This is a genomic window from Polynucleobacter sp. UK-FUSCHL-C3, assembly GCF_040409815.1.
Classification (GTDB): Bacteria; Pseudomonadota; Gammaproteobacteria; order Burkholderiales; family Burkholderiaceae; genus Polynucleobacter.
The window spans coordinates 887067-902957 of the sequence record NZ_CP099959.1 but is presented as its reverse complement, the minus strand read 5'-3'; the positions used below and the strand labels follow the sequence as shown (position 1 = coordinate 902957).

Here is a 15891-nt window from a genome sequence, read left to right as displayed (position 1 = left end):
TGTCTCCTTGTAGATCCTTGTGGATTTTTATATTACGAAACTGTTGATACTCATTTAACCATAATTTTCTAGAAAACCCCTATTGCACGAGATCTATGTCATCTATATGATATGGATATGTCAGTTATTTTCATCTCCGAGTTCATCTCCCGTCAAGCCCTAGAAACCCTTAAACAATCTCATCAAGTGCGCTATGAGCCTGAGTCCTACTCTGACCCCAGCAAATTAGCCTCAGGGTTAATCAATGCCGATGCCTGGATCGTGCGTAATCTCACCAAAGTAAGTGCTGATCTGGTCCAAGGTGCTAAGCAACTGAAAGTAGTGGGGCGCCTAGGAGTTGGTTTGGAGAACATTGATCTACCCGCCTGTGCACAAGCCAATATCAAGGTCATTCCAGCCACCGGTGCGAACGCCGACTCGGTCGCCGAGTATGTGTTGGGTACATCGATGGCACTCATGCGTGCTTATGCACCCGCTAGTCTTGAGACCCTCTCAGGCGCTTGGCCAAGACCCAAATACTCCAAATGCCATGAGATCGCAGGTAACACCTTAGGGATTGTGGGCTTTGGCAGCATTGGGAGGGTGGTTGCACAAAAAGCCTTAGCCCTAGGATTGCATTGCATCGCCTATGATCCGATGCTAAAAGATAAACAAGTGGCACTCCAGAATGGCAGCGTTCATTTATATCCCTTAGCGGAAGTATTAGCCAAAAGCCAAATTGTGAGTTTGCACCTACCGCTATTACCCGAGACCAAAGGATTGTTCTCGGCAACTCTGCTCGATACGATGCAAGCTGGCGCCTATCTCATTAATACCGCACGCGGTGGCATTGTCGATGAGCAGGCATTAGCAGAGCGCTTGCGATCTGGGCGTTTAGGGGGAGCAGCGCTTGATGTCTTTACGAGCGAACCTGCCAAAGACCTATCGCATTTTAAAGATGTCCCCAATTTAATACTGACCCCGCACATTGCGGGAGTTACTGAAGAAAGTAATGAACGTGTGAGCAATATGATTGCTCGCGAAGTGAACGTATTTTTGGAGAACCATTCGTGAGTCATTCATTTAATGAGATGGTGCAGCTCGCCTATCAAGGCTTACGTGCTGCTGATATTGCCCATGATGCTGCCGCCGATACCGCACTCTTTTTGGCTCTTGCAGAAGCTGATGGTCTAGCATCACATGGTCTAGCCCGCGTTGCCCAATACGCTGGCCATGCCAAGCATGGTCGTGTGAATGCCCAAGCCAAAGCGAAGGTGCATGCTTATAAAGCAGCCTCTGCCGTAGTGGATGGTCAAGATGGTTTGGCATTCCCCGCCATTAAAACAGCTACCGATCTATCCGTACGCTTAGCTAACTCACAAGGTGTAGGAGTAGTTGCTGTTAAGAACACCCATCACTTTGGAGTTGCCGGACATTTCACCGAAGCAGCCGCACGTGCTGGTTATGTCTCGATTCTTCTAGGTAATACCCCAGCTGCGATGCCGATGGCGGGTGGCAAGAAAGCACTCTTTGGAACCAATCCACTGGCAGCGGCATTTCCGGTGAAGGGCAAAGATCCATTAGTGATTGATATGTCTTTGTCTGCGGTCGCGCGTGGCAAGTTATTAGTGGCCTCTAAAAAAGGGGAGTCAATTCCAGAGGGCTGGGCCTTAAATGCAGAGGGTAAGCCCACCACTGATCCAAATGAGGGTCTTAAAGGGTTGATGGTTCCGCTCGGTGGTGACAAGGGCGCTTTACTCGCACTCATCATTGAACTCTTAGCAGTTGGCTTATCAGGCAGTCAGTTCTCGTACGAGGCTGATACCTTCTTTGCCATGAATGGCAATAAGCCTCGTCTTGGACAATTACTCATCACCATTGATCCAGGCCTATCGGGTGCAGCGACTTATAACAAACGCATCGCAGCATTCTTAGCCATGTTGGCAAGTGATGACGGGATTCGTTTACCGGGACAAAGACGCTTTGCCCAACGCGCACAAGCGATGCGAGCAGGGGTCACCGTCAACGATACAGTCGTACTAGAAATTAATAGCGGTATTAGTAAGCGTTGGACCAATTAATAGTAGTACCTTAAAGGAGAGAAAGCATGATTCATTTCGTCGTACATGAACCTGGAGATGTTGTGGGAGTCGTCGTAGTAGAAGGCGTCAATTCTGGAACCGATTTAACAGGTTGGGTAATGGAAGGTGATAGCACCCTCAAGATTAAATCAGAGAGTGATATTCCAATTGGTCACAAGATTGCCTTGCAAGACCTGAAGGTCGGCGATATGGTTATTAAATACGGCGTGGATATTGGCAAAGTAGTTGCTCCCATCAAAAAGGGTGAGCACTTGCATGTACAGAACGTGAAGACCAAACGCTGGTAAGCCACATATCTCCTACTTAAACAGAAAGAAAGATAAACGATGATCGATTTAAAAAAAGCTACTTTTATGGGTTACCGTCGTGAGAACGGACGCATGGGGATTCGTAATCATGTGATTATTCTCCCCCTCGATGACCTCTCGAACGCCGCCTGCGATGCGGTCACCAACAACATTAAGGGTACTGTCAAAATTACCCACCCCTATGGTCGTCTGCAGTTTGGTGCTGACTTAGAGCTGCATTTCCGTACCCTCATTGGTGCAGGATGTAATCCTAACGTTGCTGCTGTAGTCGTGATTGGTATTGAGCCCCAATGGACCGCTAAGGTTGTAGAAGGAATCAAAAAATCTGGTAAGCCAGTAGAAGGATTCTGGATCGAGGGTAATGGCGATACCACCACGATTGCTAATGCAAGTCGTGCTGCCTATAAGTTCATGAAGCATGCCTCCAAAGCACAACGCGTCTCTGCACCTTTATCGGAGCTGTGGGTTTCAACCAAGTGCGGTGAATCGGATACGACATCGGGCTGCGGTTCGAACCCAACCGTTGGTAACGCTTTTGACAAACTCTATGAAATTGGTTCCACCTTAGTATTTGGTGAAACCACCGAGCTCACAGGTGGCGAGCATTTGGTAGAAGCACGTTGCCGTACACCAGAAGTCAAAGCCAAGTTCAAGATGATGTTTGATCGCTATCAAGGTGTGGTCGAGCGCAATAAGACTAGCGACCTATCAGACTCACAGCCTACCAAGGGCAATATTGCTGGCGGCCTTACAACCATCGAAGAGAAAGCTTTGGGCAATATTCAGAAGATTGGTAAGAAGTGTATGGTCGACGGTGTTTTGGATAAAGCAGAAGCACCCACAGGTAAAGGTCTTTGGTTTATGGACTCTTCATCGGCTGCTGCCGAGATGGTGACCTTGTGCGCCGCCTCAGGCTTTGCTGCTCATTTCTTCCCAACCGGCCAAGGTAACGTGATAGGTAATCCCATCCTGCCTGTGATTAAGCTTTGTGCTAATCCCAAGACTGTTCGCACGATGTCTGAGCATATTGATGTGGATGTGTCAGGTATTTTGCGTCGTGAGGAGAACATGGATACAGCGGGTGAGAAACTATTGGATGCGCTCTTGCGCACCGCCAATGGCGAACTAACCGCGGCTGAGATCCTTGGTCATAACGAGTTTGTAATGACCCGTTTATATGAGTCTGCCTAAGTAGCCTGCTTGGTCACCCAACTCTTGGGTGACCAACCAAACTATGAAAGCCATTACTGCCTACCAAGAAGTAAAACGGAAGATCACCAATGATTTGGTGAGTGGACGTTTCTTCATGGGTGAGGCATTGCCCTCCGAGAAAGACCTTGCTAAGGAACTCAAGGTCTCTATTGGCACTCTTCGCAAAGCAGTAGACGAACTGGTCGCTGAAGGAATTGTGATTCGGAGGCAAGGCAAGGGCACCTATGTTGCTGAGCACGATGAACAACGACTTTTGTATTACTTCTTTCATGTAGTCAAACACAATGCTGAACATAAAAACTACCCCAAGGTAGAGCTTGTCTCCTTTCAGAGCGCAAGTGCTAACCAAGAGGAAGCTACTAAACTCGCAATAAAAGAAGGTTCGCCTGTTTGGAGAATCGTCAATCGTCTCTTTTTAGATCAGACCTGTGTATTGGTCGATCACATTACTCTGAGCAAGAAACACTTCCCTAAGCTGACTAAAGCGGCCTTTGCACAACGCGAGGGTAGTATTTATCAACTCTATCAAGCGCAGTATGGACAAACTGTTGTGCGCACAAGTGAACGACTTCGTGCGGGAGCAGCTAGCAAACAACATGCAGAATGGTTGGATCTCAAAGTAGGCGCACCGGTGATTATTATTCGGCGTCTTGCACTAGGCATCCAAGATGAGCCCATCGAATGGCGCATCTCAACATTAAATACCGAACACCACGAGTACTTCAGCGAACTTGGTATTTAAACAAGCAAATCATTTAAGCAATTCGTTGGTAGTACAAGTTTTGTGGGTGATTGGCTTCTGCAAAAAAGAGCCAACGCTCAGCCATCAATCCAGCGCAATGAACGATAAATGCGATCACCAGTAAGCTAAGAGCGCCATTGCTCACCACAATTGCCAGCAAAATAACTGGCAGTAAATAGGTTCCAAAGAAAGCAATCTTACGGACATTGGCTACAAAGAAGGCACTCTGTTGATGGAAAAACTCACGGGTATTAAAACTACCTCCCATCATCCCCATCGAGATCTGGCGCACAAAGCCGGTCTTAATACCAGTAGCCGACTGTAAATTAGATTTAGGCTTAAGACTGCGATTACGTTTCCAGATCCACAGCTTCAGCGTAAGCGATAAAAGAATTAAGAACCCCGTAAAGCCAGCAACCCCAGCGATATTAGAACTGGTGACCACGGCTTGATCACGGTGCAGCATAGACCAAAGCGATAGCAAGGCCATTAGGAAGAACCAACCGGAACTAATTCCTAATGCGATGAAGTTGACCATGGTGGTTGGATGCGCCCATTCCTGTATAAAACGAATGCACTGATAGATCATGGCGGTACAAACCCAAAGAGCAAGTGAGGCAACACATAAAACAAGCCATAACCAATTGGGAACCCGGTCTTGCCATGAGAAGTAATAGGCTAATGCAGTGAGCGCGATAAAAGCTGGGAGCACTAAAACCTCACGCGATAACCATGAGGTACGCCACATCATGGTGGCACGCCAGGCACGTTCAGGATGCCCCAAATGAAAGGTGGAAGCAAGTAATCCGCCAATTAGTAAAGCCAAGATCAAGGGGAATAAATAAATATTTAAGAGCTCACTTGGTAATTGGTCAGAACCTGAGTTGAGCACAGCAAGACTAACAATAGCCCCCTGAGCCATCCCCGCCATACTTGTAAAAAGAATTAAGGAGAAGGTCGGATGCATTAGTTTTCTGCTTTCACGGCCGCAATGGTCTCAGTAATGGAGCGCGGTAAATAATGATTGGCTGGTTTGGTCTCCCACTCTGGCATGAGTTCATAACCACCGCGCTCTGCAATGGCTTTGCTCGCATCGGAGAGCGGATCATGCACATCACCAAAGATACGTGCACTGGTAGGGCAGGCTAAGACACAAGCAGGCTTACGGTCAGACTCGGGAAGGGTCTCACTATAAATACGATCAACACATAAAGTGCACTTGGTCATGACCTGACGTTCTTCATCAAGTTCACGTGCGCCATAGGGACAAGCCCAAGCACAATATTTACAACCAATACACTTGTCGTAATCGACCAAAACTATGCCATCTTCTTTGCGTTTATAGCTCGCACCTGTTGGGCATACCGGAACACAGGGCGGATCTTCACAATGCAAGCAGGATTTAGGGAAGTGCACCGTATCCATCTTGGGAAAAACGCCTGCTTCAAAAGTTTGCACACGATTAAAGAAAGTACCACTTGGATTTGCACCGTAAGAGTCTTGATCGGTCATGGGACCGGCAGAGCCTTGCGTGTTCCACTCTTTGCAGGAGGTTACACAAGCATGGCAGCCAACGCAGACATTGAGATCAATGACCAGAGCGAGTTGTTTGCTAGATTGAGTAGATGCTGGCATATTATTTTCCATGAATCATTCCAGGTACTAAGGCAGTGCGTGCTTTTGGCCAGGTATCGGGCTCTTCATGAAGACCCACAGGGCTCAACTTAACGCGTACGTCATACCAACCCGCTTGCCCGGTAATAGGATCCGAATTGCTCACACGAAATGTGCCAGCGCTATCAGCCAGAGGAATCTCCTCGGTAATAAGGTGATTGAGTAAGAATCCTTTTTTAGACTCATCAGCGTTCGGATCAAGATGCCAGGCAGACTCTGCTTTACCAATCGCATTCCAGGTCCAGACGGTACCAGGGTCAACTGCCTCAGTATGGCGAGCCATGCAACGCACCTTGCCCCATTGCGACTCGACCCAAATCCAAGCACCATCTTCAATACCATGATCCACTGCGGTCTTAGTATTGATGTGCAAATAGTTATGACTATGAATCTGTCGTAACCATGCGTTTTGTGAGTCCCACGAGTGATACATCGCCATCGGTCTTTGTGTAATCGCGTTAATCGAAAACTCATTGAGATCCGTGACCGCATCCTCAAGGGGTGGATACCAAAAGGGGAGTGGATCAAAGAATTGCACAATGCGATCTTTAAGATGCGCGGGTGGAGTTCTGCCCGGACGCTGGCCCTTAGCTGCTAAACGAAACTGTTGCAAGATGTCTGAGTACACCGCCAAGATAATCGGATCGTTCTTCTGACGTAAAGCGTTAGCCTTAGCAAAATCAAGATAGCCTTGATTCCAATTGCGCATGTAGTGATGCTCGGGTGGCATGCTGTAATGAAAGACACAGTTATTGTCTTCATACATCTGCCACTGATTGGGATTAGGCTCCCCCCGAATACTCTTTTCACCTTCTTTACCGCGCCAACCCATTAAGAAACCAATTCCGGAGTCGGGTGCGGTCTGGAAATTAGTAATGAAGTCAGGATAGTCCTTAAACTTGCGCTGGCCTTCTGCAGTTGTAAATGCTGGGAACTTAAGGCGCGATGCCAACTCAATCAACACCTCTTGAAACGGTTTGCATTGGCCAGTCGGTGGTAATACTGGAATGCGCACGGAGTCGCAAGGCCCATCAAACTCAGAGATTGGGCGATCGAGCATACTCATTGCATCGTGACGCTCTAAATAGGTAGTATCAGGCAAGACCAGATCTGCAAAAGCTACCATCTCCGATTGGAATGCATCGCAGATCACCAGAAACGGTATCTTGAACTCGCCATTCTCATCTTTGGCGTTGAGATGCTCGCGCACCTCCATGGTGTTCATCGTAGAGTTCCACGACATATTCGCCATGAAGATCATTAGCGTATCGATCGAGTAAGGATCACCCTTAACCGCATTGGTGATTACGTTATGCATCAAACCGTGCGCTGCTAAGGGATGCTCCCAGCTATAGGCTTTATCGATGCGCAGTGGCTGCTCATTGCTATCGAGCGCAAGATCCTCTGGGCGAGTTGGCCAACCAAGGGGCGCTTTACCCAGCGGAGTATTGGGCTTAATGTCTGCCTCCGAAGAGGGTGGTTTGATATTGGGCGGTATCTGTCTTGGGTAGGGAGCTTTATGACGAAAGCCGCCAGGACGATCGATGGTGCCCAACAAGGTCATCAAGACTGCTAAACCGCGTGTGGTCTGAAAACCATTGGAGTGTGCAGACAGGCCGCGCATTGCATGAAAGGCAACGGGTCGACCGGTGACAGTATTGTGTTTTTGTCCAAACGAATCGGTCCATGCGATGGGTAACTCAAAGGCTTGCTGAAATGCGGTATGCGCCATCTCTTTTGCAAGTAAACGAATACGCTCTGCTGGTATGGATGTAATCTTCGCTGCCCACTCCGGTGTACATGCCTTAACCTGGCGACGCAGTAACTCAAAAGCAGGGGCAACTCGTTTGCCCTGATGAGGACCAGGGCCCATCATAAACTCGCCACTTAATGCTGGCTTTGCAGTCTGATCAAAACAAGGCTTAGCGCTTTGTGTGTTTTGATCCCACACATATTTATTGTGCGGAATATCGGTATTGATTGGATCGCTATCGGGATCAAACAAGAAGAGTCCTTCTTCAGAACCAGACTCAAGACAAACTAATTGCGCAGAGTTGGTATAGCGTGACAAGAACTCATGATCAACGGTATTAGCAGTAATTAACTCGTGCATCAAGGCCATAAAGAGGGCGCCATCGGTACCGGGCTTAATGGGTATCCACTCATCGGCAATAGCTGAATAGCCTGTGCGCACAGGATTGATAGAAATGAAACGCCCACCATTACGCTTGAACTTGGATAAAGCAATCTTCATGGGATTGCTGTGATGATCTTCAGCTGTACCAATCATCACAAATAATTTAGCCTGCTCTAGATCGGGTCCACCAAACTCCCAAAAGCTACCGCCGATGGTGTAGATCATGCCGGCAGCCATATTGACCGAGCAAAAGCCGCCATGGGCCGCATAGTTGGGCGTACCAAACTGGCGTGCAAAGAGACCAGTGAGGGCCTGCATTTGATCGCGACCTGTGAAAAGAGCAAATTTCTTGGGATCGGTCTCGCGGATCTTCGCTAAACGGGTGGCCAGCAGATCAAAGGCCTCTTCCCAGCTAATCTCCTCGAATTCTGATGCGCCTCGATCAGCACCTGCTTTGCGTAACAAGGGCTTAGTAATACGAGCCGGTGATTTCTGTTTCATGATGCCAGAGGCACCCTTAGCGCAGATTACACCTTGATTAAGTGGATGCTCTGGATTGCCATCGATGTAAACCAACTCGCCATCACGCAGATGCGCACGAATACCGCAACGACATGCGCACATATAACAGGTGGTGGTTTTTATTTCAGTAGCAGGTCCAACCTTGGTAATGGGATCGTGGACAGGGTCAGACGAGAAGATTTTGAACATGGATATTGTTGATTTAATGGGGTTTATTGTACCTGTTTTATCCTCGTTTTATTCAAGGATAGCATCTGAATAGTTGAATAATTCATGATGAAAATCAATGAATTAGGTAAATTAAATGAATCTATATTTGAAGCTCATCTCTTGAGCCTTTAAGACATCAAACTAAAGACCAATAACTAGGAGATGATCATGAAAAAATTAGTCGAATGGACCGTTTGGTTAGTCTTTGCAGAGCGCCCAGGTGAGTGGGGCAGGAAAGAATGGGTCTGTCGCATTAACCGTCAATAGGCCCTTTTCACCCTAACCCCTGAGCCTATTTCAAATGCCTTTAACACCCTAGGGGCTTGAAAAAAGTCATTGTTTTGTTGCAAACTTAGTCTATATTAAGGAGTATGTAATCGGGAGCGCCTTGACGTCGACATCAAGGCAGAAAGGGGGGGCGGTGCTTAGTATTCTGAAATTGGATGCCGGCGGAATTCCACAGTGCTGGATTGATACGGAAGACGCCACCCGACATTACGCCGATAACAGCGTACTCTGGACCTTGGGTGACCCCATTGCCGTCATGCGTGGCGGTATGTCACGGCTCACCGGTCGCCAATCGATTATTGAGCTGCACTCCATCATTGCTGTAAAAGGGTCTGCCAAGATCAATTTATTTGATGTGGTGCCTGCCATCACCAAACGCAAACTTTATCGACGTGATCGTGGTCTTTGCGCTTATTGTGCTTGCCGTATCTCTGAAAATGATGCCGAAGCCGAACATATTGTCCCCAATAGTAAGGGTGGCAGCTATACCTGGATGAACTTAGTGGTCTCATGCCGTCCTTGTAATCAACGCAAAGGGAATCGCACTCCAGAGCGAGCTGGGATGAGTCTGATTTATGCACCTTACACACCAAGTTTGTATGAGGACATGATATTGAAGGGCAGAAATATTCTGGCGGACCAAATGGATTTCTTGGCGGCCAACTTACCAAAAGATAGCCGAATACTTCAAGACCCATTTTGGGTTTAGTCGATTGCATTCTGCAATCACAATCCATTCCATTTTTCTCCGATGAACGGCTTACGTATTCTCAAGCCTCGCTCGATCGTTCTCATTGCGCTTCTCATCTCTGTGTTGGGACACCTTTATCTTTTTGTCGGGTTCCCTAGTTTTTTGTTCTCTAAAGCCGCTCCGCTTGAAGAGAACTTTGTTGCAGAGCTACGAGTAGAGCCTATTAAGAAAGTAAAACTCAGCAAACCAGCAGCACCCGCACCAACTGTTCAGGAAGCAAGCTCTAATGCAGTGGGTGATGGCGCAAAGATTGAGGCGGGTGATGGTGGTCAGGGTGGGGCGCAAGAGGGGCAGGCCTTTCGCTTGCCAGACTCTGGTATCTATTACTACGATGCCTATCTCGATGGTCAATATCTTCAAACTGCATCGATTGAATGGCAGGTTGATCCAAGCAATGGCTATCGTTTGTTTATTAATATCCCATACGCATTTTTTGGGCCATTTATCTTTGAGTCTCGAGGCAAGATAGATGCTTATGGTTTAGCCCCAGACTTTTATGTGGAGCATTTAGGAAGCCGCCCTGCACGATTTACTCGTTTTGATCGTGATGGCAAAGGAGGAGGGAAGATGTTCTTCTCCCAAAAGCCAGAGGAGATGAAAGACCTGCCACCGGGTACACAAGATCGCCTTAGTCTAATGATGCAATTAGCATCCTTATTAGGTGGTGACGATAAGATCGATGAAAAGGGAACGGTCCGTGAGATACCGATTGCTAATTTAGATTCGATAGAAACTTGGCGCTTTCAAAGCCAAGGTGAAGAGTTATCCGATGCAATCTTTACCATGGGGCCCATGGTGCTTCGTCATTACAAACGTTTGCCCGTGAAAGAAAAAGATTTCAAGCGCCGCAATGATATTTGGCTCATTAAAGATTATGGTTGGATTCCGGGTAGAGTTCGTCTTGAAAATGAAAAGGGCAGAACCATTGAGCTTTTTTTTAAACAATTAGATCCAATAGCAGACCTACCGAAGTAAGTCTTTATTTTCCTGATTTCTTGCGAATTATTTGACTAATCATATTAAAGAGAATAGCGCCCGACATAGAGGCAGCAAAGATGCCACTAAAGGCAATCATCACGGGCAGAATCTTCCAATTCTCAGGCAATGAAAAAGTGCCATATCCAATGGTGGTGTACATCTCGCCCACAAAGTAAAACGCATTGGTATCGACCTCAAAGATTTTCAAGGCAATTAAAGCGTAGGTCCAAGCAATCATATCGACTAAATGCGTCATAAAGATTAGGCCCACAGCCACCATAAAAAAGGGGACGGATAACCAAAAAATCCCTTGACGGTCAGCCCAATCAATCAATAACTGATAGATCTTTCCTACTAACAATATGAGTAAGGCGTGGACAGCTAACAAACTAATTGCCACCAGAAATACGATATAGAGTTCATCGATTGGGAGGCTGCTCGATACCTTTGTAAAGAGGGTAAAGAAGTTAGGTAGGTCAATCATTAGATAGATAAGACAGATTTATCTTATTTGACATAATAATGATTATACGCAGATAAGCCTAGTAGGATCTAGGGCTTAGATTCAACAAAAACAGGCTTGGGTCCACCCTGATACTTCGTCTTGTAAAGCTTCTCCCAGCGGGATCGCAAGCCCTTTGAGATCTCTTCTTGATTAAACAACTCTGCGACATCAATCGCACTAAAGCCTTGATGATTACGGATCTGCAGATCAGCTCCGCGATCCAATAACAAGCGTACCAATTGAATATTCCCGGAACGAACTGCCATCATCAAGGGGGTTGTGTCGCTTTCAGACAAAGCATCCACTTTGGCGCCTTTGCTCAAGAGATAATCCGCTACCGCTAAATGGCCCTCCGTGCAGGCGTAATGCAAGGGTGTCCATCCTGATTTATTGATCTCGGCGCCGCGTTTATCCACTAAGACCTTTACCTCAGGCAACATGCCATAAAGGGATGCCATCATCAAAACAGTTTCGCCAGAGAGATTGGGATGGTCTACATCGACACCTTTGAGACCAATCAAATAATCCAGAGTTTGCTTGGATTTCTCCTTAGCGGCATATACGGTTAATGGATTGCCGCCCTTAACCAGCAAATTGGGGCTTACACCAGTAGAAATTAGTTTCTTAACCTCAGAAAGATCATCAAATTGCACTGCCTTGGTCATCTTGTCGACCTGCTCTTGGGTCTGAGCAACAGCCGTTAGACTTACAAGAAGGAAAGCTAGCAGAGTAATTAATTTGCGGTGTAATCTCATGAATCACTTCTATTTAACTGAAAACATTGATAAAAATTATGGGTTGTATGCTCAGCAATCGACTCAACCGAGACCCCTCTTAAATCCGCTATAAAGCCCGCTACATGGGATACCCAAGCCGGCTCGTTTGTTTGGCCACGATGGGGCACCGGCGCTAAATATGGCGAGTCGGTCTCAATCAAAATGCGCTCTATAGGCAATGCTTTGCAAGTTGCCTGGAGATCCTTGGCGCTCTTAAAGGTCACAATACCCGAGAACGAGATATAAAAACCCATCTCGATAGCTGCTTTTGCAACCTCATAACTCTCAGTAAAACAATGCATTACCCCACCAATCCGCCCTGCACCCTCCTCCTGCATAATTTTGAGGGTGTCCTCCGAGGCTGAACGTGTATGAATTATTAATGGCTTCTTTGCAGCCAATGCCGCCCGAATATGAGTACGAAAGCGCTCGCGTTGCCACTCCATCGACTCATAGGAGCGCTCGCCCATGCGGTAGTAATCTAAACCGGTCTCACCAATCGCAATCACCTTAGGATCTTTAGCCTCCTCGATCAAAAACTCTAAAGTAGGCTCGGGCGTGTCTTCGTAATCAGGATGAACACCGACCGAGGCAAACAAATTAGGGTGGGATTGCGCCAAGAGTTTCACCTTGGGGAAATCTGGAATATCCACTGAAATACACAAGGCATGCGTTACCTTGGCTCGCGCCATATTCTCCAGAACTTCAGGAAGACGTTCTTGGTATTCTGGGAAATCGAGGTGGCAATGCGAATCAATAAACATGAGGTCGCATTTTAGTCTGCAAAAAGCTGCTGGTACTGCAAAAGTAAGGATTCTAGTTGAACCCTTGTTGATAAAGGATGATTCTCATGGCGCCTAGCAAGAAGCACAAGCTTCCATAACTTAAGCAGTTTGTTCATATTGACCTGCTGGGCCAAGGCCTGAACATGCTTTTCATGCCTGCGGTAATAGCGCGCTTCACCCGCTTGCTTTGCCGACTGTATATCAAACAACCAACGCTGCATGCATGCCAAAAGAATGCCAAAGGGTGCTTTATAGATTTTCTCAGCACAGTCTATCCATGGAATATCGCGCCCCTTACTTAGCGCCTCTAATAACAAGCGAGTCGCAGAACTCGCCAGAGCCATGCTATCTTTATCATCACTTAGACGGCGCGCCAAGATCACTTCCTTGGCGGCTAACGGTGCCCCGCCTTGCTCGTCTAGGCTGGCCTCTATTTCTTCTGAACTAATTTTTTGCTCAGACAAAGATCCCAAATGAGTGCTTAACCATTGCAAAGCAATTGCACGTTGAGGCTTAGGCAGTGCTATCAACTGGCAGCGCGAGCGAATAGTAGGCAACACTCGATCAAGACGATCGCTTAGGAGAATAAAAATAGTTTGCGCATTGGGCTCTTCAAGAGATTTCAGTAAGGTATTTGCAGCATCAGGCCGCAAACCCTCAAGGGGATAGATCAAAACAACGCGCTGACCACCTCGATGGGTTCCCACATTAATGGCCTCAATTGCCCTTCGCACCTGCTCGATTTTGATAAAGGCGCTCTCCTTCTTTCCGTCGCCCTCCTCTTTGTCTTCCACTTCCTCCACTTCGGGTTTGGGCATCCCCTCCAATTCAGCATGGGGCATACGGTGCTGATAGAGGGCTGGCACGAGACCAATAAAATCAGGATGGTTGGCAGTCTCAAACCAGCGGCAGGCTTGGCATTCCTTACAGGGCTTTACCCCCGAGGAGAATAGATCGGCCTCACACAAAATAGCCTGAGATAGCTCCAAGGCAAAGTCTAATTTACCAATCCCCGCTTGCCCATGTAGCAAGATCGCTTGGGGAAGGTTCTCAAGATTGAACTGCTCCCAAGCATCAACATGCCAGGGGTATACCGACCGGCCCACCTGGCTTTCATAATTAGGATTTTCTATTTCCATGCGATATAGACAAAAACTATTATTAAATAAGTCAATTTATTCAATGACTTAGCCTAGTAATCTAAACAGATTTCTTGAAGCTGTTGCCAGATGGCATCTGGGGTCTGTAAGGCATTAATGACCATAAATCGCTCTGGATCTGCTTTAGCTCGGCGCAAATACTCACCCCGAACCTTCTCAAAAAAGCTTAAATCCAACTGCTCAAATTTATCGGGGGAGCGTGCTTTTGAGCGGCGCTCTTCGGCAACATTCCCAGGGAGGTCAAACAGCAACGTTAGGTTTGGCTGAATAAGACCCCCCACCCTACCCTGCACCAATTGCTCAAGAGCATTGAGCTTCTCTAGGCTCAAACCACGCCCTCCCCCCTGATACGCAAAACTCGCATCGGTGAAGCGATCGGAGATCACAATCTTTCCAGCCTGAAGGGCAGGCTCAATTACCTCGGACAAATGCTCTCGCCGGGCGGCAAACATCAACAGGGCTTCGGTCTCAATATGCATGGCTTGATTCAGGAGCAGCTTTCTTAACTCCTCTCCCAATGGGGTACCCCCAGGCTCACGGGTGAGAACAATCTCCTTCCCTTGATAGCGCTCTCGCAAATGCTTCGCAAAGGCCTCAAGATGAGTGCTTTTACCCGCTCCATCAATGCCCTCAAAGCTGATAAAGAATCCAGGGTAATTAGGCTTGGTCACTTATTATCTCGCTGGTTTAGAGGCGGACTTCGCCGGATTGCGTTGGTAGCGATCCACCGCCGCCTCGTGTTCTTTCAAATTAGTCGAGAACTGGCTGCTACCATCACCGCGTGCCACAAAATACAGAGCATTCGATACTGCAGGCTGAGCGGCTGCCAGCAAGGACTCTTTCGATGGCATTGCAATGGGGGTTGGAGGCAGTCCATAACGCATATAGGTATTGTAGGGAGTATCTCGGCGCAGATCGGCTTTCTTAATATCGCCATCAAACTTTGGGCCAATGCCATAAATGACAGTGGGATCTGTTTGCAGCATCATGCCCCTCTTTAATCGATTCTGAAACACTGCCGAGATCATGCCTCGTTCGCTTGCCTGACCCGTTTCTTTCTCAACAATGGAGGCGAGGATTAGTAACTGATAGGGGCTTTTTAACGCCCCTCCCTCAGGATTGGCTTTGGTGTAAAGATCCCAAGCGCCAGCCAATTGTTTTTGCATCGCTGCGAGTGCGCGCTTATAAATCACTAAATCAATTTCATCGGGATCAAAAATATAGGTATCTGGTAGGAAATAGCCCTCTGCACTTTCGGCATCCAAACCCACAGCCTTCACAAATTGGCTTGGGTCTAGGCGATTACTTTGAAGAGTCATGGCGGGGTGCGCATCCATCGCTGCCCTAACCTGCCAAATACTCATCCCGGGGATGATCTTGACGCTCTCCCGAATTCGATCACCCCGAGCCATTTGTAGCAAGACGCTGCCCAAACTGGCATTGGCAGGAAACGCGTAGGTCCCGGGTTTGAGTTTAGAGCCCACCCATAAAGATCGGGCCCCCACCTGAAAAAGCCAAGCTGGGGAGCTCATGCCTTGGTCTTGCAATTGCTTAGCAATGCTAGAGACGCCCGATTTGGGTAATACCTTAAAGCGTTGCTCTGCAGTGATGCCTTCTTTTGGCTTGGGCACAACCCCCCATGTAAACAATGCAAGGTAATAAAGCCCAATCAGGGTCAAGGCAATCAGGATGCCCGTTCGTAATTTAGAGATCAAAGCAGTCTAGTCAAGGGTGATGGTATTGGGGATCAGAAAGTTTTTGT

The 15891-nt window shown here is 47.5% G+C and carries 16 protein-coding genes; 7 read left to right on the top strand and 9 right to left on the bottom strand.

What is annotated here, in order from left to right:
- Nucleotides 1-117 precede the first annotated feature (117 nt).
- The 5 genes from NKE59_RS04480 to NKE59_RS04460 are packed head-to-tail and all read left to right on the top strand — an operon-like array spanning nt 118 to nt 4343.
- A complete protein-coding gene (locus NKE59_RS04480) occupies nt 118-1053 on the top strand; it encodes a hydroxyacid dehydrogenase (protein WP_353439800.1) in 936 nt (311 codons plus the stop codon).
- Nucleotides 1050-2060 carry an Ldh family oxidoreductase gene (locus NKE59_RS04475; RefSeq protein ID WP_353439799.1) on the top strand — a complete coding sequence of 337 codons (1011 nt, stop codon included), beginning with the start codon at nt 1050-1052 and terminating at the stop codon, nt 2058-2060. Before NKE59_RS04480 ends, NKE59_RS04475 begins: the two co-directional genes overlap by 4 nt.
- A gap of 26 nt (nt 2061-2086) precedes the next feature.
- Nucleotides 2087-2368, top strand: coding sequence for a UxaA family hydrolase (locus NKE59_RS04470; RefSeq protein WP_353439798.1), 282 nt, complete (start codon nt 2087-2089; stop codon nt 2366-2368).
- 39 nt (nt 2369-2407) lie between these two features.
- Complete coding sequence (locus tag NKE59_RS04465; protein ID WP_353439797.1) at nt 2408-3580, top strand: UxaA family hydrolase; 1173 nt, start codon at nt 2408-2410, stop codon at nt 3578-3580.
- A 43-nt stretch (nt 3581-3623) separates the two neighbouring features.
- The gene (locus NKE59_RS04460; protein ID WP_353439796.1) at nt 3624-4343 is read left to right on the top strand and encodes a GntR family transcriptional regulator; all 720 of its coding nucleotides are present in this window, start codon (nt 3624-3626) and stop codon (nt 4341-4343) included.
- A gap of 13 nt (nt 4344-4356) precedes the next feature.
- On the opposite strand, the gene NKE59_RS04455 is transcribed toward NKE59_RS04460, so the two are convergent.
- The 3 genes from NKE59_RS04455 to NKE59_RS04445 are packed head-to-tail and all read right to left on the bottom strand — an operon-like array spanning nt 4357 to nt 8865.
- Complete coding sequence (locus NKE59_RS04455) at nt 4357-5310, bottom strand: DmsC/YnfH family molybdoenzyme membrane anchor subunit (RefSeq protein ID WP_353439795.1); 954 nt, start codon at nt 5308-5310, stop codon at nt 4357-4359.
- Nucleotides 5310-5978: a 4Fe-4S dicluster domain-containing protein gene (locus NKE59_RS04450; protein ID WP_353439794.1), complete on the bottom strand. Its 669-nt coding sequence runs from the start codon at nt 5976-5978 to the stop codon at nt 5310-5312. The genes NKE59_RS04455 and NKE59_RS04450 overlap by 1 nt, the downstream gene beginning before the upstream one ends.
- A 1-nt stretch (nt 5979) precedes the next feature.
- The gene (locus NKE59_RS04445; protein ID WP_353439793.1) at nt 5980-8865 is read right to left on the bottom strand and encodes a molybdopterin oxidoreductase family protein; all 2886 of its coding nucleotides are present in this window, start codon (nt 8863-8865) and stop codon (nt 5980-5982) included.
- A 442-nt stretch (nt 8866-9307) separates the two neighbouring features.
- On the opposite strand from NKE59_RS04445, the gene NKE59_RS04440 reads away from it, so the two are divergent.
- A complete protein-coding gene (locus NKE59_RS04440) occupies nt 9308-9883 on the top strand; it encodes an HNH endonuclease (RefSeq protein WP_353439792.1) in 576 nt (191 codons plus the stop codon).
- Nucleotides 9884-9925: 42 nt separating this feature from the next.
- Nucleotides 9926-10900 carry a DUF3108 domain-containing protein gene (locus NKE59_RS04435; RefSeq protein ID WP_353439791.1) on the top strand — a complete coding sequence of 325 codons (975 nt, stop codon included), beginning with the start codon at nt 9926-9928 and terminating at the stop codon, nt 10898-10900.
- 4 nt (nt 10901-10904) lie between these two features.
- On the opposite strand, the gene NKE59_RS04430 is transcribed toward NKE59_RS04435, so the two are convergent.
- The 6 genes from NKE59_RS04430 to mltG form a co-directional block, all read right to left on the bottom strand.
- Nucleotides 10905-11387: an ion channel gene (locus NKE59_RS04430; RefSeq protein WP_353439790.1), complete on the bottom strand. Its 483-nt coding sequence runs from the start codon at nt 11385-11387 to the stop codon at nt 10905-10907.
- Nucleotides 11388-11455: 68 nt separating this feature from the next.
- Nucleotides 11456-12163, bottom strand: a complete 708-nt coding sequence (locus NKE59_RS04425) for an ankyrin repeat domain-containing protein (protein WP_353439789.1) — start codon at nt 12161-12163, stop codon at nt 11456-11458.
- Nucleotides 12160-12948, bottom strand: a complete 789-nt coding sequence (locus NKE59_RS04420; RefSeq protein WP_353439788.1) for a TatD family hydrolase — start codon at nt 12946-12948, stop codon at nt 12160-12162. The genes NKE59_RS04425 and NKE59_RS04420 overlap by 4 nt, the downstream gene beginning before the upstream one ends.
- 11 nt (nt 12949-12959) lie before the next feature.
- On the bottom strand, nt 12960-14108 hold the full coding sequence (locus NKE59_RS04415) for a DNA polymerase III subunit delta' (RefSeq protein ID WP_353439787.1): 1149 nt from the start codon (nt 14106-14108) through the stop codon (nt 12960-12962).
- 53 nt (nt 14109-14161) lie between these two features.
- The gene (gene tmk / locus NKE59_RS04410) at nt 14162-14800 is read right to left on the bottom strand and encodes a dTMP kinase (protein ID WP_353439786.1); all 639 of its coding nucleotides are present in this window, start codon (nt 14798-14800) and stop codon (nt 14162-14164) included.
- Nucleotides 14801-14803: 3 nt separating this feature from the next.
- Nucleotides 14804-15844: an endolytic transglycosylase MltG gene (gene mltG, locus NKE59_RS04405; RefSeq protein ID WP_353439784.1), complete on the bottom strand. Its 1041-nt coding sequence runs from the start codon at nt 15842-15844 to the stop codon at nt 14804-14806.
- Nucleotides 15845-15891 lie beyond the last annotated feature (47 nt).